At 67.2% G+C, this 17,689-nt stretch carries 17 protein-coding genes and 1 pseudogene; 3 read left to right on the top strand and 15 right to left on the bottom strand.

Going from position 1 to position 17,689, the window contains the following annotated elements; all coding sequences use genetic code 11:
* Positions 1–17: 17 nt before the first annotated feature.
* Complete coding sequence (locus tag BLS25_RS15775; protein ID WP_056230507.1) at positions 18–2,963, top strand: UPF0182 family membrane protein; 2,946 nt, start codon at positions 18–20, stop codon at positions 2,961–2,963.
* A 266-nt stretch (positions 2,964–3,229) separates the two neighbouring features.
* Here BLS25_RS15775 and BLS25_RS15770 read toward each other — a convergent pair whose 3' ends face one another.
* The 7 genes from BLS25_RS15770 to idi are packed head-to-tail and all read right to left on the bottom strand — an operon-like array spanning position 3,230 to position 8,823.
* A complete protein-coding gene (locus BLS25_RS15770; protein WP_074696963.1) occupies positions 3,230–4,123 on the bottom strand; it encodes a prenyltransferase in 894 nt (297 codons plus the stop codon).
* Positions 4,120–4,434 carry a lycopene cyclase domain-containing protein gene (locus BLS25_RS15765; protein WP_056230511.1) on the bottom strand — a complete coding sequence of 105 codons (315 nt, stop codon included), beginning with the start codon at positions 4,432–4,434 and terminating at the stop codon, positions 4,120–4,122. The genes BLS25_RS15770 and BLS25_RS15765 overlap by 4 nt, the downstream gene beginning before the upstream one ends.
* Positions 4,431–4,787, bottom strand: coding sequence for a lycopene cyclase domain-containing protein (locus BLS25_RS15760; protein ID WP_074696961.1), 357 nt, complete (start codon positions 4,785–4,787; stop codon positions 4,431–4,433). Before BLS25_RS15760 ends, BLS25_RS15765 begins: the two co-directional genes overlap by 4 nt.
* A 1-nt stretch (position 4,788) precedes the next feature.
* Positions 4,789–6,345 carry a phytoene desaturase family protein gene (gene crtI / locus BLS25_RS15755; protein WP_074696959.1) on the bottom strand — a complete coding sequence of 519 codons (1,557 nt, stop codon included), beginning with the start codon at positions 6,343–6,345 and terminating at the stop codon, positions 4,789–4,791.
* A complete protein-coding gene (locus BLS25_RS15750) occupies positions 6,342–7,211 on the bottom strand; it encodes a phytoene/squalene synthase family protein (RefSeq protein ID WP_074696957.1) in 870 nt (289 codons plus the stop codon). The genes crtI and BLS25_RS15750 overlap by 4 nt, the downstream gene beginning before the upstream one ends.
* Positions 7,208–8,275: a polyprenyl synthetase family protein gene (locus BLS25_RS15745; protein ID WP_056230519.1), complete on the bottom strand. Its 1,068-nt coding sequence runs from the start codon at positions 8,273–8,275 to the stop codon at positions 7,208–7,210. Before BLS25_RS15745 ends, BLS25_RS15750 begins: the two co-directional genes overlap by 4 nt.
* The gene (idi, locus tag BLS25_RS15740) at positions 8,272–8,823 is read right to left on the bottom strand and encodes an isopentenyl-diphosphate Delta-isomerase (RefSeq protein WP_074696955.1); all 552 of its coding nucleotides are present in this window, start codon (positions 8,821–8,823) and stop codon (positions 8,272–8,274) included. Before idi ends, BLS25_RS15745 begins: the two co-directional genes overlap by 4 nt.
* Before the next feature lie 111 nt (positions 8,824–8,934).
* On the opposite strand from idi, the gene BLS25_RS15735 reads away from it, so the two are divergent.
* Positions 8,935–9,366 carry a MarR family winged helix-turn-helix transcriptional regulator gene (locus BLS25_RS15735; RefSeq protein ID WP_322476743.1) on the top strand — a complete coding sequence of 144 codons (432 nt, stop codon included), beginning with the start codon at positions 8,935–8,937 and terminating at the stop codon, positions 9,364–9,366.
* 28 nt (positions 9,367–9,394) lie between these two features.
* On the opposite strand, the gene BLS25_RS15730 is transcribed toward BLS25_RS15735, so the two are convergent.
* The 8 genes and pseudogenes from BLS25_RS15730 to BLS25_RS17235 form a co-directional block, all read right to left on the bottom strand.
* Positions 9,395–10,036, bottom strand: coding sequence for a formylglycine-generating enzyme family protein (locus BLS25_RS15730; RefSeq protein WP_074696953.1), 642 nt, complete (start codon positions 10,034–10,036; stop codon positions 9,395–9,397).
* Entirely contained in the window at positions 10,033–10,953 is a 921-nt protein-coding gene (locus BLS25_RS15725; RefSeq protein WP_074696952.1) for an SMP-30/gluconolactonase/LRE family protein, read from the bottom strand. Before BLS25_RS15725 ends, BLS25_RS15730 begins: the two co-directional genes overlap by 4 nt.
* A 49-nt stretch (positions 10,954–11,002) precedes the next feature.
* Positions 11,003–11,491 (bottom strand): cupin domain-containing protein, encoded by a 489-nt coding sequence (locus tag BLS25_RS15720; protein WP_074696950.1) that lies wholly within the window; start codon positions 11,489–11,491, stop codon positions 11,003–11,005.
* Positions 11,492–11,641: 150 nt separating this feature from the next.
* Positions 11,642–12,160 (bottom strand): LPXTG cell wall anchor domain-containing protein, encoded by a 519-nt coding sequence (locus tag BLS25_RS15715; RefSeq protein ID WP_056230531.1) that lies wholly within the window; start codon positions 12,158–12,160, stop codon positions 11,642–11,644.
* Positions 12,161–12,379: 219 nt separating this feature from the next.
* On the bottom strand, positions 12,380–14,194 hold the full coding sequence (locus BLS25_RS15710; RefSeq protein ID WP_074696948.1) for a DUF4012 domain-containing protein: 1,815 nt from the start codon (positions 14,192–14,194) through the stop codon (positions 12,380–12,382).
* Between the two features lie 87 nt (positions 14,195–14,281).
* Positions 14,282–15,781 (bottom strand): tyrosine-protein kinase domain-containing protein, encoded by a 1,500-nt coding sequence (locus tag BLS25_RS15705; RefSeq protein WP_074696946.1) that lies wholly within the window; start codon positions 15,779–15,781, stop codon positions 14,282–14,284.
* Between the two features lie 161 nt (positions 15,782–15,942).
* Positions 15,943–16,116 (bottom strand): hypothetical protein, encoded by a 174-nt coding sequence (locus BLS25_RS17240; protein ID WP_256335610.1) that lies wholly within the window; start codon positions 16,114–16,116, stop codon positions 15,943–15,945.
* Between the two features lie 102 nt (positions 16,117–16,218).
* Positions 16,219–16,542, bottom strand: a pseudogene (locus tag BLS25_RS17235) (arsenate reductase/protein-tyrosine-phosphatase family protein); the annotation flags it as partial.
* A gap of 266 nt (positions 16,543–16,808) precedes the next feature.
* Between BLS25_RS17235 and BLS25_RS15695 the strand changes: the two are divergent.
* Complete coding sequence (locus tag BLS25_RS15695) at positions 16,809–17,420, top strand: CPBP family intramembrane glutamic endopeptidase (protein ID WP_081349909.1); 612 nt, start codon at positions 16,809–16,811, stop codon at positions 17,418–17,420.
* Positions 17,421–17,689 lie beyond the last annotated feature (269 nt).

Raw genomic sequence — 17,689 nt, 5'->3', positions numbered from 1 at the left:
GCGCCTAGGATGGACGGGTGACCACGACCTCGGCGCCGAATCAGGCCACGCCTCCTAACCGCTCTCGACGGATCATCTCGATCACTCTGGCGGTGATCGCAGCGCTCGTCGTGGCGTTCTTCGTCTTCGCGAACCTGTACTCCGACTGGCTGTGGTTCTCGCAGCTGGGCTTCACCACCGTGCTGACCACCCAGTGGATCGGCCGCAGCGTGATGTTCGTCGTCGGTTTCGTCGCGATGGCGTTGCCCGTGTGGGGCGTCATCCAGCTCGCCTACCGGCTGCGGCCGGTGTATGCGCGTCTGAGCTCGCAGCTCGACCGCTATCAAGAGGTCGTCGAGCCGCTCCGCCGCCTGGCGATGTGGGGCATCCCGATCTTCTTCGGCTTCTTCGCAGGCTTCGCCGCTTCCGCCCAGTGGGAGACCACGTGGCTGTGGTTCAACGGCGTCTCCACCTCCACCACCGACCCCCAGTTCGGTCTCGACACCGGTTTCTACCTGTTCGGGATGCCGTTCTACGCCGCCGCCCTCGGCTTCGCGTCCGCGGTGGTGCTGGTGTGCCTCCTGCTCACGGGCGTGGTCTCGTACCTGTACGGCTCGGTGCGCGTCGGCCAGCGCGAGCTGCGCATCTCGAAGGCCGCGCGCATCCAGCTCGCGATCCTCGCCGGCCTCTACCTGCTGCTGCAGGGTGCGAGCCTCTGGCTCGACCGTTTCCGCACGCTCGTCGAGCCGTCGGAGCGCATCACCGGTCCTGGCTATGTCGGCACGAACGCCGTCATCCCCGGCCAGACGATCCTCGCGATCGCGGCCGTCATCGTGGCCCTCGCGTTCTTCGTCACGGCGTTCCTCGGTCGCTGGCGCTACCCGCTGATCGGTACCGCGCTGCTGGTCGTCTCGGCGATCGTCGTCGGCGCCGCCATCCCGTGGGCGGTGACCACGTTCCAGGTGCGTCCGAACGAGCTCGCTCTCGAGAGCCAGTACTACCAGCGCAACCTCGACGGGACGAAGGCCGCATACGGTCTCGACAACATCGAGAAAGAGAACTTCCAGGCCACCACGACGGCCCAGGCGGGTCAGCTGCGCAACGACGCCGAGTCCACCGCGCAGCTGCGCATCATGGACCCCGCGATCATCGGCCCGACCGTGCGCCAGCTCGAGCAGTACCGCGCGTACTACCAGTTCAACACCCCGCTCGACGTCGACCGCTACACGATCAACGGCCAGACGCAGGACACCGTGGTGTCGCTGCGTGAGCTGAACATCGGTCAGCTCGGCGACGCGGCCTCGTGGCAGAACACGACCCTCGTCTACACGCACGGCTACGGCATGGTCGCGGCCGCCGGTAACGAGCGCACCGCCGACGGCGACCCGGTCTTCCTCGAGCAGGCCATCCCCGGCACCGGCTTCCTGACCGACCTCAACTACGAGCCGCGGGTCTACTTCGGCGAGCAGTCGCCCCCGTACTCGATCGTCGGCGGCCCCGAGGGCGGCGAGAACATCGAGCTCGACTACCCGCTCGGCGCCGACGGCGGCAACGAGACGCGCACGACCTTCGCCGGTAACGGCGGCCCCAGCGTCGGCAACGTCTTCAACCGCCTCATCTACGCGCTGAAGTTCCAGTCGGAGCAGATCCTGTTCTCGGACTACGTCAACTCCGACTCGCAGATCCTCTACGACCGCAACCCCAAGCAGCGCGTGCAGAAGCTCGCGCCGTACCTGACGCTCGACAGCGACCCGTACCCCACGGTCGTCGACGGGCGCATCAAGTGGGTCATCGACGGCTACACCACGAGCGCGAACTACCCGTACTCCTCGGGCGTCTCGCTCTCGCGGGCGATCGCCGACTCGAACAACCCGGCTCCGACCTACGCGCTGGATGACATCAACTACATCCGCAACTCGGTCAAGGCCACGGTCGACGCCTACGACGGCTCGGTGAGCCTGTACGCGTGGGACGACCAGGACCCGCTGCTCAAGGCGTGGCAGAACATCTACCCCACGACCGTCAAGCCGTGGACCGACATGTCGGCCGACCTCATGAGCCACGTGCGCTACCCGACCGACCTGATGAAGGTCCAGCGCTCGATGCTCGGCGTGTACCACGTCGACGACGCGCGTTCGTTCTTCCAGCAGGACAACCGCTGGACGACCCCGAACGACCCGCAGGACCCGGCGACCTTCCAGCCGCCGTACTACCTGACGATGAAGATGCCGAACCAGGACGACCCGTCGTACTCGATGTTCACGAGCTTCATCCCGGCGTCTCAGGGCGGGCAGGCGAGAAACGTGCTCACGGGCTATCTCGCCGTCGACTCCAATGCGGGTAATCAGCAGGGGACGAAACGCGACGACTACGGCAAGCTCCGAATGCTCGTGATCGATTCGTCGACCACGGTGCCCGGACCCGGCCAGGTGCAGAACACGTTCGACTCCGACACGAACGTCTCGTCGCAGATCAACATTCTGAAACAGGGGCAGTCGCAGGTGCTCAACGGCAACCTGCTGACCCTCCCGGTCGGTGGCGGTCTGTTGTACGTGCAGCCGGTGTTCGTGCAGTCGTCGGGTGATACGAAGCTCCCGCAGCTGAGACGCGTGCTGGTCGCCTTCGGCAACAAGATCGCGTTCGAGAACACGCTCAGCGAGGCGCTCGACACGTTGTTCGGCGGTGATTCCGGCGCGAATACGGGCGACGAGACCGTCACCCCGACCGACCAGAACAGCGGTTCGGGCGGATCGTCGGGCACCCCGGCTCCGACGGGCGACTACGCGGCTGCCCTGCAAGAGGCGCGCGACGCGCTCACGGCACGTCAGGCGGCGCTCACGAGCGGCGACCTCGCGGGCTTCGCGACGCAGGATGCCCGCCTCACCGCGGCCGTCCAGCGCCTGCTCGACCTCGAGTCGCAGGGCCAGGGCGGCACGGCCAGCACCACGCCGACCCCGGCTCCCTCGGCCACGCCCGCGGGCTGATCGATCCCTCGGCGCCGGCGTCCCGCTTCCCGCGGGGCGCCGGCGTCGTCGTTCCCGCCGCCGCCCACGGCGCGTTCCCGCCCCGCGCTCACGTGCGCGCCGCGCGCCCCCTGGATGCGCGAGGCTGCATCGCGCTGATAAACCCGCGTCAGGCTGACGCCCTCTCGTCAGGAAGTTGCCGTCTCGCCGGCCCGAGCGCCCCCGCCGCGCTCGCGCGCCGCAGCGCCCCACGCCGCAACGCTCGCGCGCCGGAGCGCCGCACGCGCTCACGCGCTGAGGAACCACCACCAGATCAGCAACATCGTGGTGCCGAAGCCGGCGATCTGGTTCAGCCACAAGAAGCGGTTCCAGCCGGCGGTGGCGCGGTCGCTCTCGGCATCGGTGACGTTCCGGTACGGCCAGCACACGACGAGGTAGGGCACCACGAGCACGGCGGCCAGGGGCCCGGGCCAGGCGGTGAACAGCATGGCCACCCCGGCGAGGGCGTAGGCGACGAGGGCGAAGCGCACGGTCCATCGGGCTCCGCGGGCGGTCGCGATCGACGAGATGTCGGCGGCGCGGTCGGCTTCGACGTCCTGCACTGCACCGAAGGCGTGCGAGGCGATGCCCCAGAGCGCGAACGCGATCAGCACGAACACGAGTTGTGGCGTCCACACGGCGCCCGCGAGTACGAGCCCGTACACGGCGGGCGAGAAGAAGTGGATGCTGCTCGTCATCGAGTCGGCGAACGGGCGCTCCTTGAGCCGCAGCGGCGGCGCGGAGTAGAACACGACGAAGAACAGGCTGAGCGCGAGCACGAGCCACGACAGCGGAGACCCGATGATGACGAGGTACACGACGAACGGCAGGCACGACAGCGCCGAGGCCCACAGTGTGATGGGGTGCATGCGCTTGGCGAGCACGGCGCCGTGTGTGCCGCCCTTGCGGGGGTTGCGCAGGTCGGACTCGTAGTCGAACACGTCGTTCACGCCGTACATCGCGAGGTTGTAGGGAACGAGGAAGAACAGGATGCCGATGATCAGCGTCGCATCGATCGTCCGCGTGGTCAGCAGGTAGGCGGCGGCGAACGGGAAGGCGGTGTTGATCCAGCTGACCGGTCGCGACGACACGAAGAGCTCCCGCAGCACGCGGCCGGGGGTGAGGGCGGCGGGGGCGGTCATGCGGTGTCCTTCGAGGGCAGGGGAGCGAAGAGGGTGAACAGCGCCGGCACGAGGAACGCCGCGCACAGGGGGTAGGCGAAGTCTTCGAGGGGGGCGAGCCCGAGTTTCAGGCCGCTGAGGTGCTCCTGAGGATACGAGAACAGGTCGACGGCGATCATGAGGTTGTCGAACACGAGCGTCAGGCCCACCAGCACGAGTGCCGTCAGAGCGGAGGATGCCATCCGCTGACGGAACCGCGGCCGCCGGAGCGTGGCGAGGGTGACGAGGAGGGTGACGACGACGAACGGCAGCACGATGAGCGGGTAGGTCACGCGGACCGCCTCTCGACCGCCGGGGCGTCGGTGCGGCGAGCCCGGGCGGCGGCGCGCCGCTCGAATACGGCGAACATCACGACCGCGAGGTAGCTCAGGAACAGCAGGAAGAAGAGCTCTTCGAGCGGCAGGTGCGGGGCGAGCATCACGCCGACGAACAGCGGGCTCTCACCCTTCACGAAAACGCCCGTGGCGATGCCGACGAGGTCCCACGCGAGGAAGAACGCCGTCCCGCCCAGCACCGCCATCGTGGTGCGGAAAGGAGCGACCCGCAGCGCGAGCGAGTACTTCCCATCGATCAGCATCATGCCGATCAGCGAGAAGAGGATCGCGCCCAGGTAGATCCCCGGCACCTCAGACCGCCGCGCGCGCGGGTTCCGCCAGGGGCCCGGCGGTGGTGTCGCCCGTCAGGCGCTTGACCACGAGCTCGGCCGAGATGAGGCACATGGGCAGGCCGATGCCCGGCAGCACCGAGGTGCCGGCGTAGTAGAGGTTGTCGACCTTGCGCGAGCGGTTCTTGGGGCGGAAGATCGCGCTCTGGTTGAGCGTGTGCGCAAGGCCCAGCGAGTTGCCGTGCCAGGCGTGCAGGTCTTCTTTGAAGTCCTCGGGCGCGATGGTCTTGCGCACGACGATCCGCTCGGCGAGATCCGGGATGCCGGTCCATTCGCCGATCTGCGCGATGACGCGATCCGCGGCCTTCTCGATACGCTCGTCGCCGGCGCCCGAGACGCCTCCGCGGCCGCTGTCGGGGTCGGCGGGCACGGGGACGAGGACGAACAGGTTCTCGTGTCCCTCGGGCGCGACGGAGTCGTCTGAGGCGCTGGGGCGGCAGATGTAGATCGACGCGGGGTCGGGGATCTTCTTGTTCTCGCCGAAGATCGCGTCGAAGTTGGTGTGCCAGTCGTCGGTGAACAGCAGCGTGTGGTGGGTGAGCTGCGGCAGCTCGCCCGTGACGCCGAGCAGCAGCAGCAGGGCGCCGGGGCTCGGCACCTTGTCCTTCCACCACTTCTCGGGGTACTGGCGGTCCTTCTCTTCGAGCAGCTCGTTCTCGGTGTGGTGCAGGTCGGCACCCGAGACCACGGCATCCGCTGCGAAGATCCGGCCGTCGGCGAGGCGCACGCCGCGCGCGGTGCCCGACTCGGTGATGATCGCCTCGACGGGTGCCGAGGTCTCGATCGTGACGCCGCGCCCGCGCGCGAGCTTCTCGATCGCGGTGATGATCTCGGTCATGCCGCCCTTGGGGTACAGCACGCCGTCGCCCAGGTCGAGGTGGCTCATGAGGTGGTAGAGGCTGGGCACCTCGAAGGGCGATCCGCCGAGGAACACCGCGGGGTAGGCGAGGATCTGCTGCAGGCGGGTGTTCTTGAAGTCGGAGGTCACGCGCTTCCACAGCGTGCGCGTGAGCAGGGGGATGAGCGTGGGCAGACGCTTCACGAGCGCGGGGTCGCGCAGGCCCTTGGTCGACGAGTACGGGTCGTAGAGGAACTTCGACGTCGACAGCTCGTAGGCGTCTTTCGCCGAGTCGAGGTACGCGTCGATGTTGTCGCCTGAGCCGGGCTCGTGCTTCTCGAACAGCGCGCGAACGGCCTCGCGACCCGACACGATGTCGATCGGCTCGCCCTTTCCGGGAGGGCCGTAGACGCGGTACGCGGGGTCGAGGCGCACGAGGTCGAGCTGTTCGGCGGCGCTCGTGCCGAGCAGGCGGAAGAAGTGGTCGAACACCTCGGGCATGAGGTACCAGCTGGGGCCGGTGTCGAAGCGGAAGCCGTCTTTCTCCCACGATCCCGCGCGGCCACCGAGGGCGTCGCGCGCCTCGAAGAGGTGGACGTCGTGTCCGCGGTCGGCGAGCAGTGCTGCGGTACCGAGACCGGCGATCCCGCCTCCGACGACGACGATGCGCTGGGCGCTCATGAGCGTGAACCTTTCGGGGGGCGGCCCAGTAGGGCGCGGGCGGCGAGGGTGGCTTTGACACCGTCGGGAACGCGGACGCGCGGGGCGCCGGCGGGGGAGGAGCGGAGGCGGCGAGAGAGTTCCGCGAACAGGTCGTGCGCCGTGGTGACGGCGGCGCGGCAGTCGGGTGGCAGGTGGGGGATGACGGATGCCGCGGCGGCGAGGTCGGCGTCGATGCGATCGAGAACGGCCACTCGGCGTTCGTCGTCGGCCGCGCCGTCGAGGTAGTCGCGGCCGAGGCGGTCGGCGTCGTCGGCGAGGTCGCGCAGGAAGTTCACGTCTTGGAACGCCGCGCCCAAGCGCCGTGCGCCGTCGACGAGGTCGGCGGCGGGTCGGGCGGGTGCCGACATCCCGGCGTTGAGGAACACCTGCAGGCACATGAGCCCGACGACCTCGGCCGAGCCGTAGACGTAGGCGTCGTGCGAGAGGTCGTCGTGCTCGGCGGTGTCGAGGTCGGTGCGCATCGACGCGAAGAACGGGGCGATGAGTTCTTCGGTGATGCCGCACTCGCGCGCTGTCCGGGCGAACGCGTGGACGACGAGGTTGGCGCTGAAGCCGGTGGCGATGGCATCCCGAACCTCGTTCTCGAGGCCGTCGAGCACCGCGCGCTCCCGCTCGGGACTGAGCCCCGCGTCGTGGGCGGGTCCGTCGACGATCTCGTCGGCCACCCGCACGAGGGCGTAGATGTTGCGCACGTGCGGGCGCGGGCGGGGCCCGAGCAGGCGCGCGGCGATGCCGAACGAGGTGGAGTAGCGATTGATCACCGCGGCGGCGGCGTCGTCCGCGGTCTGGGAGTACAGCTCGAGGCCCGTGGGCGCATGACTCACGGAATGCGCTCCTGCACGGCTTTCACGAGGTCGCGCAGCATGTCTTGGCACGCGGCCGGCACCGTCGAGGAGTCGACGATGATGAGGGCCTCTTCGAGCGTGTCGAGGATGAGGCATTCGAGTTCGGCGCGGGCGCCCGACTCGGAGAGGGCCTCTTGGGCGGCGCGCACCGCAATCGGACCGGTGTGGGCCTGGGCGAGCGCTTCGCTGACCTCGGGCCACTTCGGTGTCTTGCGGGCGAGCGAGATGAGGTGCGTCTTCTTCGCCTCGCGCAGGTCGCAGCCCTCTTCTTTGCCCGATACCGCCGACGAACCGAAGGCGCCGATGAGGTCGTCGACCAGCTGGTAAGCGAGTCCGAGGCGCTGGCCGAATCGCTCGAGCGCGTAGATCGAGGGGCTCGGGGCCCCGGCGATGAGGGCTCCGGCCTGCAGCGGTGCCGAGAACGAGTACGCGGCGGTCTTGTCGCGCGTGGTGCGCAGCACCGCCTCGGAGTCGACCTCGCCCGACGAGACGGCGTGCTCCACGTCCGAGAGCTCGCCCATCGCCGAGATGAGAACGGCATCGTCGAGCATCTCGAGCAGCGGCTGGCGCATGCGGTCGGGGAGTTGCGCGAGGGCGATCATGCGTCCGGCCTCGTGCAGCAGCAGGTCACCGGCGAGGATCGCGGCCGCGTCTCCGAGCAGGGCCGAGCCGTCGGCATCCGCCCCCTTCATCAGACCCCGCTGGCGGAACTCTCCGCCGATGTTGGGCACGCCGCGGCGTTCGGTGTCGTGATCGATCACGTCGTCGTGGATGACGAACGCCGTGTGCAGCAGTTCGAAGGCCGCGGCGACCTGGTAGACGCCGATGCGGTGTTCGTCATCGCCGTAGAGCGTCTCGAAGGCCGAGACGACGAGCAGGGGACGGAAGCGTTTTCCGCCCTCGGTCGCTCGACGGATGGCGGATGCCAGGTACCGGGCGCCGTCGCCCAGGGTGGTGGCGCGCCGCTGAAGGCGCGAGAGCGCCCCGTCGATTTCGCGGTCGATGCCCTGACGGGCGACGGGGGTGGATTCGAGACTGATCATGAGGCGCGCCTCACTGTGTGAGGGGTCTGGAACAGGTGCAGCTGCTGCGCCTGCAGGACGAGCCAGGGGCTGAACGCCCACGGCGTCGACTCGAGAGATGCGGCGAGTTCGAGCGGGTCGACCCAGCGGTACTCGGCGACCTCGTCGGGGTTGGGCTCGGGGTCGACGTCGGCGCGGGCGATGTACACGGGGCAGATCTCGTGTTCGACGATGCCGCTGGCGTCGACGGCGCGGTAGCGGAAGTTCGGGAGGGCCAGCTCGAGGTCGCGGATGACCAGGCCGACCTCGTGCTCGGCGCGGCGGTGCACCGCCGCGAGCGAGGCTTCAGAGGGGCCGGGGTGGCCGCAGAACGAGTTGGTCCAGACGCCGGGCCACGTCTTCTTGTGCAGGGCGCGACGCGTGACGAGCACCTCGCCCGCGGAGTTGACCACGTGACACGAGAACGCCAGGTGCAGAGGTGTTTCAGTGTCGTGCACGGTAGCCTTGGGCGCCGTGCCGATCTCGTTGCCGAAGTCGTCCAGGAGGACGACATATTCGGTCTCGCTCATCGTGCCTCCCGTTTGCTAGTTTAGCTAGCGATGTAGCCTTGACTATACCGACGCCGAAAGGGGGTGTCCACCGTGACGAAAGCCGTGTCGGCCTCTGGTACAAGGCCCGCCGTGACCCACACTTTACGCGCCGTCCAGACCCTCAGCGACGCCCTCGACCGCATGCATTCGGGCATGAAGGGCGAGATGGACATGAATGCCAGCGACCTCGCGACGCTGCGCATGCTCACCATCCGCGAGTACCGCGGTCAGATGGTCAGCCCGCACGACGTGGCGACCCACCTGCGCATCTCGACCGCGTCGACGACGAAGCTCATCGACCGCCTCGTCGCCTCGGGCCATCTCGAGCGTCTGCCGCACCCCTCGGACGGGCGGGCCCGCGTGGTCGTGCTGACCGACAAGTCGCGCCGCGAGTTCTTTCAGCATTTCGGCGTGCACCTGGGCGCCATGCGCGATGTCGCCGAGCGCTTCGACGACGGCGAGCTCGACACCATCGTGGCGTTCATGGACTCGCTCACCGAGTCCATCACCACCGAAGACTGACCGGCGAAGCCGTAAGACCCCCGGGGTGTCACCCCCGCGCGACCCGCACGCCCACGTCGTCGAACGCGTCCCGCTGACGCCCGCCCCGCCGCGCGGTCGCCCGCACCTGCGCGGGGGCGTCCGACCATCCGCCGCCGCGGAACACGCGTGCGTCGCTCTCGCCCTCGGGGTCGTACAGGTCGGCGCACCATTCCCACACGTTGCCGAGAGTGTCGAAGAGTCCGTGGAGGTTCGGCATCCGTCCTCCGACTTCGGCCGGGGCGCGCAGGCCGTCGGCGGCCGTCCAGGCCACCTCGCGGACCGGTCCGTAGGCCGATGACGTCGAGCCCGCGCGACAGGCGTACTCCCACTCGTCTTCGGTGGGCAGGCGGAAGCCGTCCGAGTCGGGGTCGCCCGTGACGACCTCTCCGTCGAACGAGTAGACGGGGTCGAGGCCTTCCCATTCGCTCAGCGCGTTGCACAGGCGGATCGCGCGCAGCCAACTCAGCTGCGTCGCGGGGCGGCGCGGGTGGCGGGACGGGATGCCGAGCAGCTCCGCGATCTGTTCCTCGGTAATGGCGTAGACGCCGATCTCGAAGCTGTCGACGACGATCTCGCGTCGTTCCGCACCCCGCAGATCCCCGCGCAGTACGCGGCCGGCGGGGATGCGCGCCATCTCGACGTCGGTCACGCGAGTTCCACCATCCAGAGGTCGCTGTCGCCGGTGATGAACAGGCGCTTCTCGTCGGCGTCGAAGGTGCAGTTGCTGACGACGTGCGGGGTCGGGATGACGCCCAGGCGCGCGCCGGTCTCGTCGACGATGACGACGCCCGCTTCGCTCGAGATCCAGAGCCAGTCGCGGCTGTCGACGACGAATCCGTCGGGTATGCCGGCATCCACCGTCGCGAAGGTGCGTGGGGCGCCGAGGGTCTCGCCGTCCCAGCTGCACGCGACGACGCGGGGGAGCCGCTCGGCGTTGGACTCGGCGACGTAGAGGGTGCGTTCGTCGCGGCTGAAGGCCAGTCCGTTGGGCTGGTCGAGGTCGATCATGCGCTGCAGCCCGTCGCCGTCGCGCCAGCGGTAGACGCTCTGGTGGGGGAGTGCGGGGTCGGCGGGGTATCCCTCGCGCGGATCCGAGATGCCGTACGTGGGGTCGGTGAACCAGATCCAGCCGTCGGATGCCACGATCAGGTCGTTCGGGGAGTTCAGCGGCTCGCCCTCGAAGGCGTCGACGAGCAGTTCGGTGCCGTTCTCGTCGGTGCGGCTGATGCCGCGGCGTCCGTGTTCGGCCTGGACGAGGCGGCCGTCGGCATCCATCGCGTTTCCGTTGGCGAAGTTCGAGCGGTCGCGCACCGTGACGATCGAGCCGTCTTCGCGCCACGCGAGGGTGCGCCGGCCGATCACGTCGCTGAACACGAGGGAGCGCTCCTCGGGCCACCAGACCGGTCCCTCGGCCCAGGTGGCGTCACCGTAGAGCGACAGCAGGCGCGAGGCGGAAGGCAGGACGGCGCTCAGGCGTTCGTCCCACACGCGGGGAGGCGCGACGTCGACCGCCTCGGGGGAGCGGGCGCTCTGCAGGATCTGACCGTCGAGGGGAATGCGGGGCATGGTCCCAGTCAAACGTGCGGGGGCCGCCGGGTGGGGCGGCTTGACGCGCTCAACCGAACGGGTGGGCGGTAGGCGCGGCCGGCGACGTGGCGAACTGGATGAGCACCTGCAGGCACGGCTCGTCGCCGACGGTGCCCGAGAGGTGTCCGGCCGTGCCGTCGACCTCGGTGGTGTCGGTGTCCTGGCCGAAGTGGATGTCGCCGGGTCCCATCTCGACGCGCGAGCCGTCTTGCGTCTCGAGGAACCAGCGCCCCCGCAGCGGAATCGCCCACTGCGGATGAGGGGAGGGATGCCACTGCCCCACCCACCCGACCGGAAGCGCCGCGAAGAGCACGGCCGACACCTCGCCGGGGAACGGCCGCATCCACTGCGGGTCGGCTCCGCCGCCGACGCTCTGCATCCCGAATCCCCGGAGGACGGATTCGTCGAGCCGGCTCTTGCCGTCGAGTCCGGTCCACATGTGGACGAACGGCAGCGTCGGCGGGGTGTCGGCGTCACGCCCGTCGTTGTCGAGGGGAGCGGTGGTGGTCGTGTCCATGGCTCGAGTCAACCGCGCCGAGCCCGGGGGCGCGCAGGGTTGACGGAGCGGGCTGGATGCCGCGTGCCGGTCTCGGCGCAGGCGCTTACGAACGAAGAAGGGGCGCCGTCGACCGAAGTCGACGGCGCCCCTTCAGGAACGCGTGGTGCGTCAGGCCTTGCCTTCGGCGCGGTTGCGACGAACCGTGGTGGCCACGGCGATCGTGCCACCGGCGAGCGCGAGAGCGCCGCCGCCGACCCACAGGCCGAGCATCGAGTTGGCGTCGAAGCCGGTCGCGGGGAGGCCGGTGTTGCCGCCGGCGTTGTTCGAGCCGCCAGCGGTGCCGCCCGTAGGCGTGGCCGAAAGCGTGTAGGTGCCACGGGCGTCAGCGGGGAGCGTGACAACCGCGGTCGCGTTGCCGGAGGCGTCGGCGACCTTCGTGATCGACTTGGAGCTGACGGGCAGGTTCGCCGTGGCGAGGCCGGCCTGGTTGGCGTTGTAGCCGACGAGGACGAAGTTCACGGTCGCGCCGGGGGCCACGTTGAACGTGACGGGGCCGTTGTTGGTGATCGTCACGGTCTGCGTGCCGGGAGCGGTGGGGACGTACGCCTGAGCCACGGCGGGAGCTGCGAAGAGCAGCGCGCCGGCGAGGGCCGCGGTGACGCCAGCCTTTTTGAGGTTGAGCTTCATGAATGCCTGCTTTCGAATCCGGGCTACCGGGAGGTGGTGGTCCGCGTCCGTGCTATCCCGGTGGAGCTGCAAGGGGAAGGACAACAATGAAGCGGTGGGCGGTGCTAGACCCTTCCTGAGTATTGCCTAGGTTTTCCCTGGATTGCAAATTGTCGAGGTTTCGACTACGTAAATTTACGCTGACGCGCAGTCGGAGGCGCATTTACGCAGTCGCATTGTTCACTGAAGGGTTGCGACTGCCGTGGCTTCGCACGTGGCTTTGACCGTCGGTTCAATTCCGGCATCGGCTGTCGGGGTGACGAATGCCTCGGCTTTCGACGCCGTCGTCGTTGCGCGCACGGTCACCGTCAGGTCGGCCGACGACTGGGGAAGAAGTTGGAACCCGAAGGTCAGCACCTGACGCCCCTCGAACGTCCCGGTCGAGGGTCCCGTACCCGCCGCAGTCTCGGCCGAGACGAGTTCGAACCCCTCGGGGAGGTAGACGTCGTTGACGACCGTCGCCGTTCCCGGCGCCGTACCGAATGCGCCGTTGGCAGTGACGTATCGCGGAAGTGACGTCTCGGCGTCGGTGGGCGCGGTGTTCGCGAGGCTCATCCGCAGAGTCAGCTGACGCGGGCCGTTCCGCCCGTCGGGGGCGCACTGGTCCCACGCCAGACTCACGTCAGGCTTGACGTAGTAGCTCATCTTCGAACCGCCGCCGTCGTTGAGATACACCCCGAACCGGGCCGTGTCGTCGTCCGTTTGCGGCAGCTCACCGGCAACCGACGACCCCTCCAGAATGGCCTGTTCGTCGGGATCGGCGCTCCACATCAGCACTCGTCGCTGGTCGGCCGCAGTCGCGAGATTCGTCAGCAAGCTCACTGTCGACCCGCGTCCTTCGAGAAAGGCGTTGAAGACGGCTCCAGTCGAGGCGGCGAAGAACGCATCCTGCGCTGACGGATCGGGATATCGCTGATAGACGTCGCTGAGCAGCGTTTTGACGGCGTTCTCGGCAGACAGCGTCGAGCCGTCGGGCAGCGCTACCGGTCCGGTTGCGCGCAGGAGGTAGGACAGCACGACCGGATCCAGGGCGATGACGCCGTCCACGGACACACCCGTTCGCTGCTTGTACATTTCTTGGGCGAGCGGGCCATCGAAGGTGAAATCGGGAACCTGCGTGAGGTTCTGGAAGAAGCGTGCTGGTCTGGTCTCGTAGATGTTCTGCACGTCGGCGGGTAGGTCGACGACCGGATTCTTGATGCCGCTCGAGAGCGACGTGCCTGACTCCGTCGCGGCGAGGCTGATCGCGCCCTGATTCGTCTTCAAAAGAATCGCTGTTCCGGCGATACCGCCGAGCGATCGCCACTCCGCATTGTTCTGGACGAGCACGAGATAGCTGCGTTCGCCGTTCTGCCCGAGAACGTCAGGCAGAAGTCGCGTCGCACGCGAGAGAGCGTCGAGTCCCCTCGCTGCTTGGTCGAACACGGTGCTCGACTTGTCGACCGCCCGCGAGATGGCGCCGACGAGAGGAGTGTGGCTGATGTCGTCCACCTGGCGTGCTGCTTGGGCCGCCGATACCGCCGCGGTCTGCGCGGGCGCAACGAGTACCCCGAGCCCGCTCGTGTCGATGCGACCATTGACGGGCTTGAGAGCGTCGAAGGATGTGTCTTGGGCGGCCGTGACGAGCGGCATGAGCGCTTCACTGAGAAGCTCGTCGCCAGCCGTGGCAACGGTCCCGAAGGCGCGGAGCTGGGGGCCGATCCACGGCGTGCCCTCGGCCAGGTGCCAGATGGGGTCTGAGGTGAGGTCATGAGCCGCGGAGGCATCAGCCGCGAGCCGCCCCAGAGTGGAACCCGCTTGCGAAGGATCGGAAGCGAGTGCCGAAGACGCGTCCGTGACTTTGGCCTCGATGCGCATCAGGTGCTGGTAGGCCATCCAGCCCCGAATGCCGATCCACGCACCCATCACGACCATGAGCAGGAGAAGCCCGGCGAGCACCCACGCCGCTACACGACCTGCGGTGACGATGGCCGGAGGAAGGACGGGCGAATTCATGCGGGGCGCCTTTCGTCTCGGACCTGCCGTAGTCGTACTGTTTGACGGACAGCTCAGCTAAGTCAACCCGGTGTGAGTGCTCCTGGCTTAGGAGTCGCGTTGAGCTTCTCGCGAGGTGCGGCGCGGAGAGAAGCCGAGTTCGTCGAGTGTGTCCACCGAGGCCACCTCGACGTTTTTGGCGCGCTTCTCCTTCTTGGATGCAGAACGGTTTGGCTTGGCGGGCACCTCGCGATAGCCGTACCCGTAGCCATACCCGTATCCCGAGTAATAGGAGTCGGGGCCGCGAGTCGGCACCATCGACATGACGAAGCCGGCCAGTTTCGCTCCGACCGTTTCGAGAGCCTCCGTCGCGCCGGTGAGCTGGTGTTTGGTCGTCTTGCCTGCGGCGACCACCATGAGCGCTCCGCTCGTAGCACGCGCCAGGATCGCAGCGTCGGTCACAGGGAGGAGCGGAGGGGCGTCGCACAGCACGACGTCGAAGTCCCGCTCGAGCATCTCGAGCAGGATGCCCATCTGCTGCGATCCGAGCAGTTCGCTCGGGTTCGGCGGGATCTTGCCAGCGGGCAGCACATAGAGGCTCCGGCCGCCCCACGGCATCATCACTTCGTTGACTTTGGCGCGTCCGATGAGTACATCGGTCAGACCAGCGCCGCCCTCGATGCTGAGGTACTCCGCAACTTTTGGCTTACGCAGGTCGGTGTCGAGTAGGGCGACGCGCTTTCCAGCGTCAGCGAGGGCAATCGCGAGGTTGATCGTCGTCGTCGATTTGCCCTCGCTAGGGATCGAACTGGTGATGACAAAGCTCGAACGTCCGCCCATGTCCAGGAACTGCAAGTTCGTCCGCAGGGCTCGGAACGACTCGGCGCGCGGGCTCAGAGGATCGGCGTGAACGATGAGCGGTCGTTCTTTCGCTTTCGTGTCGTATGCAATAGCGCCGATTGCGGGTGTTTTTGTGATTTGTTCGGCATCTTTAGGAGTGCGGACGCGGTTATCGAGGGTGGTCCGAAGAGCGGCGGCGGCGATTCCCACGGCGAGACCTACGAGCCCGCCAACCAGAACATTCAACGGGACGTTCGGGCTTGCAGGACGCAGCGCCGGTTGCGCGTCTCGGACGCGGCTCAGGCGTACCGGGCTAGCGCCCCCGTCCACGGCCGGCTCAAGCTCTGGCACGACTGTCGCAAGGCTCGACGCAATACCGTTCGCGATGGCCGCTGCGCGATCTGCGTTCGTGTCCGTCACCGACAGCGTGATGAGAGTCGAGTTGAGAGTTGCCGAGGCCTTGACGTTGTCCGCTAGCGCATCTGCGGTTGTGGGAAGGCCAAGGCTCTCGATGACCGGGTCGAGTACGGCCGGAGTGCCCACTAGGCCCACATAGGTGTTGATACGCGCTTGAGTGAAGCTGGAGCCTTGCTGGAGTTCTGCCGTCGTTGTGGAACCTTGTGTCGAGACAAAGACCGTGCTCGACGACTCGTAGGTCGGGGTGCGTGTCAGCGTGAAGACGGTCGCCACAACGAGGCCAACAAGAGTCAGCACCAATACCGTCAACCAGTTCTTGCGGAGGATGCGGATGTAATCGCTGAGCTCCATGGGGCCTTTCGAGGAGTCGCTGACGACCGAGGACTCAGCGTGTGGAAAGTCCTGCTCAGTCTGACACAAAGAATGCAAGACGCTCGTGTGTGGCTGCTACACGGGGACGTTGACCGGCGCGAGAAGCAGTCCCGGCGCGCTCGGCGTCGAGCGGGTCCGTCTCATTCGAAGGTGAGCCGCACAATGCGCTCGACGGTTTGGAGGCCGGGCTCCAACTCAAGTCCTGACCGCTCGTAGAATTCGGGCGATCGGCCATAGGGATCAACGACATCGTCGTCGAGCACTGTGACGGGTTCGGGCGCGACCCCGCGTTGAGCGGCGATCAACCGCAGCATGAACTCGAGTCGAACCCCGGGCTCATTTGACCTCTCAGCTTGGCTCCACGCTCCCCGGAGGTCGTCGTCCGTAATAGCCTCGCAGAGACGCGCGAGCTCTCGAATGGTGAAGGTCCGTCGCATCGAGGATGGCGCTAATTCAACAATCTCTCTGCGGTGTTCCCGTGCCATTCCGAGCAAGAGGTCTGTGCCGCGTAGATGGCTGTCTGCCAACAACCTTGCGCGGTGTGCAAGCGTCGTTGCGGGGTCCACTCCGCGGTTGGTCGCCAGTGCCATCGCCCCTGAGGTCATCGACATTCCGTTTCGCGCCCTTGTCCCAGCACTCTGGAACTCGACGTCAAGGTCGCCGAGACGCGTTGCGAGAAGCTGCGCAGCGACGGGCGAACGGCACACATTGCCGGTACATACGGTCAAGATGTTCAGCATGATTTTCCTCGGGTGAATGAGGGTGGAGCCGAGCGGATTGTGGTCCAGATGAACGCTATGTTGGCCACGTGCATCAGCAGCCTACCGAGTTCGCCGCGACGCCTTCCGCCGCGGACTTGTCGCCCGCGAACGTTCGGTTCCCGGCGGGCGGATCGACGACGCGCGCTCATCGTCTACGTCGCGTCGATTGGCGTCTCGGGGGACGCGCTGTTCGGAAATGGGATCGCTGGGTGCTCCTGTGTGCGTTTGCCGGCCTTGCATTTGGCATGGCAGCCGCGCTCCTCATATATCGTTCGCCGCTCTCGTGGGCACCGGAGGCGTCGCTGCTCACTTTGTGGGCGGGGATGGGTGTCGCGATCTGCGCCGCAATCGCCCGCGCCCGGCCAGCTGGTCTCCTACAATTCAAAGCGACCGACATCCTTTGGGGAGTCGGGGTCGGCGTGCTCCTCCGTTTAGGAGCGGGGGCTATCTCGGGCGCGAATGTTTCTTCGTTTCCCGCAACAGGATCTCTCGACGGCTTGGTGCCGATCCGATGGTGGTGGACACAGGCCGTACCGGCGGCACTGGTCGCGCCTGTTGTCGAGGAGCTTTTTTTTCGAGCCGTCGTTCTGGTTGCGATCTATCAACTTCTGCGCCGAAGCGTGGGGTCGTTGCCGGCAGCGCTGACCGCGGCATTATTTTCGGCGGGCACATTCGTTCTACTTCACGCGGCGTTCGCGGCGGTCGAGTTCGTCAGCGGTCTTGAGCTGTTCGCTCTTGGCATGGTTTGCTCTGCCACAGTGCTCCTGACCGGACGCATTTGGGGGGCAGTGCTGATACACGCGGTGTACAACGCAGCATTCTTAGCTTTGATTTTCATCGGCACTGCCGCATCATGACGCAACAGGGTGCAGGCCATTGTGCCCGATATATCGGTTGACTGCGCTCGACGGCGGCAGAGAGTGTAGGGCAGATGCATAGTCCAGAATCCGATTAACGAGTGCCGACGCGGGCCTGGGTTGCGATTGCAGTTTGATCTGTGTGCGCGACGTCGGCGTGCCGCACCCGCGTACCTCAGTTTTCTTAGGAATATCCGCACAAACGAAACTTTCCGTTCATTTGTTGGTGACGAATGGGGGGTGCCACTAATGTTGGTTTTGAGGGTCAG

It is taken from the genome of Microbacterium testaceum StLB037, assembly GCF_900104345.1.
GTDB classification, from domain to species: Bacteria; Actinomycetota; Actinomycetes; order Actinomycetales; family Microbacteriaceae; genus Microbacterium; species Microbacterium testaceum_A.
The sequence above is the reverse complement of the archived record's forward strand: the minus strand, read 5'-3'. Positions and strand labels throughout refer to the sequence as shown.

Excerpts from the sequence above, each read along its gene's own strand:
- BLS25_RS15770 (WP_074696963.1), bottom strand. The coding sequence starts at position 4,123 with ATGACCGCCCCCGCCGCCCTCACCCCCGGCCGCGTGCTGCGGGAGCTC.
- BLS25_RS17240 (WP_256335610.1), bottom strand. The coding sequence starts at position 16,116 with ATGCTGCGGTTGATCGCCGCTCAACGCGGGGTCGCGCCCGAACCCGTC.
- BLS25_RS15710 (WP_074696948.1), bottom strand. The coding sequence starts at position 14,194 with ATGAATTCGCCCGTCCTTCCTCCGGCCATCGTCACCGCAGGTCGTGTA.
- BLS25_RS15715 (WP_056230531.1), bottom strand. The coding sequence starts at position 12,160 with ATGAAGCTCAACCTCAAAAAGGCTGGCGTCACCGCGGCCCTCGCCGGC.
- BLS25_RS15725 (WP_074696952.1), bottom strand. The coding sequence starts at position 10,953 with ATGCCCCGCATTCCCCTCGACGGTCAGATCCTGCAGAGCGCCCGCTCC.
- BLS25_RS15705 (WP_074696946.1), bottom strand. The coding sequence starts at position 15,781 with ATGGAGCTCAGCGATTACATCCGCATCCTCCGCAAGAACTGGTTGACG.
- idi (WP_074696955.1), bottom strand. The coding sequence starts at position 8,823 with ATGAGCGAGACCGAATATGTCGTCCTCCTGGACGACTTCGGCAACGAG.
- BLS25_RS15720 (WP_074696950.1), bottom strand. The coding sequence starts at position 11,491 with ATGGACACGACCACCACCGCTCCCCTCGACAACGACGGGCGTGACGCC.
- BLS25_RS15695 (WP_081349909.1), top strand. The coding sequence starts at position 16,809 with ATGGCAGCCGCGCTCCTCATATATCGTTCGCCGCTCTCGTGGGCACCG.
- crtI (WP_074696959.1), bottom strand. The coding sequence starts at position 6,345 with ATGAGCGCCCAGCGCATCGTCGTCGTCGGAGGCGGGATCGCCGGTCTC.
- BLS25_RS15745 (WP_056230519.1), bottom strand. The coding sequence starts at position 8,275 with ATGATCAGTCTCGAATCCACCCCCGTCGCCCGTCAGGGCATCGACCGC.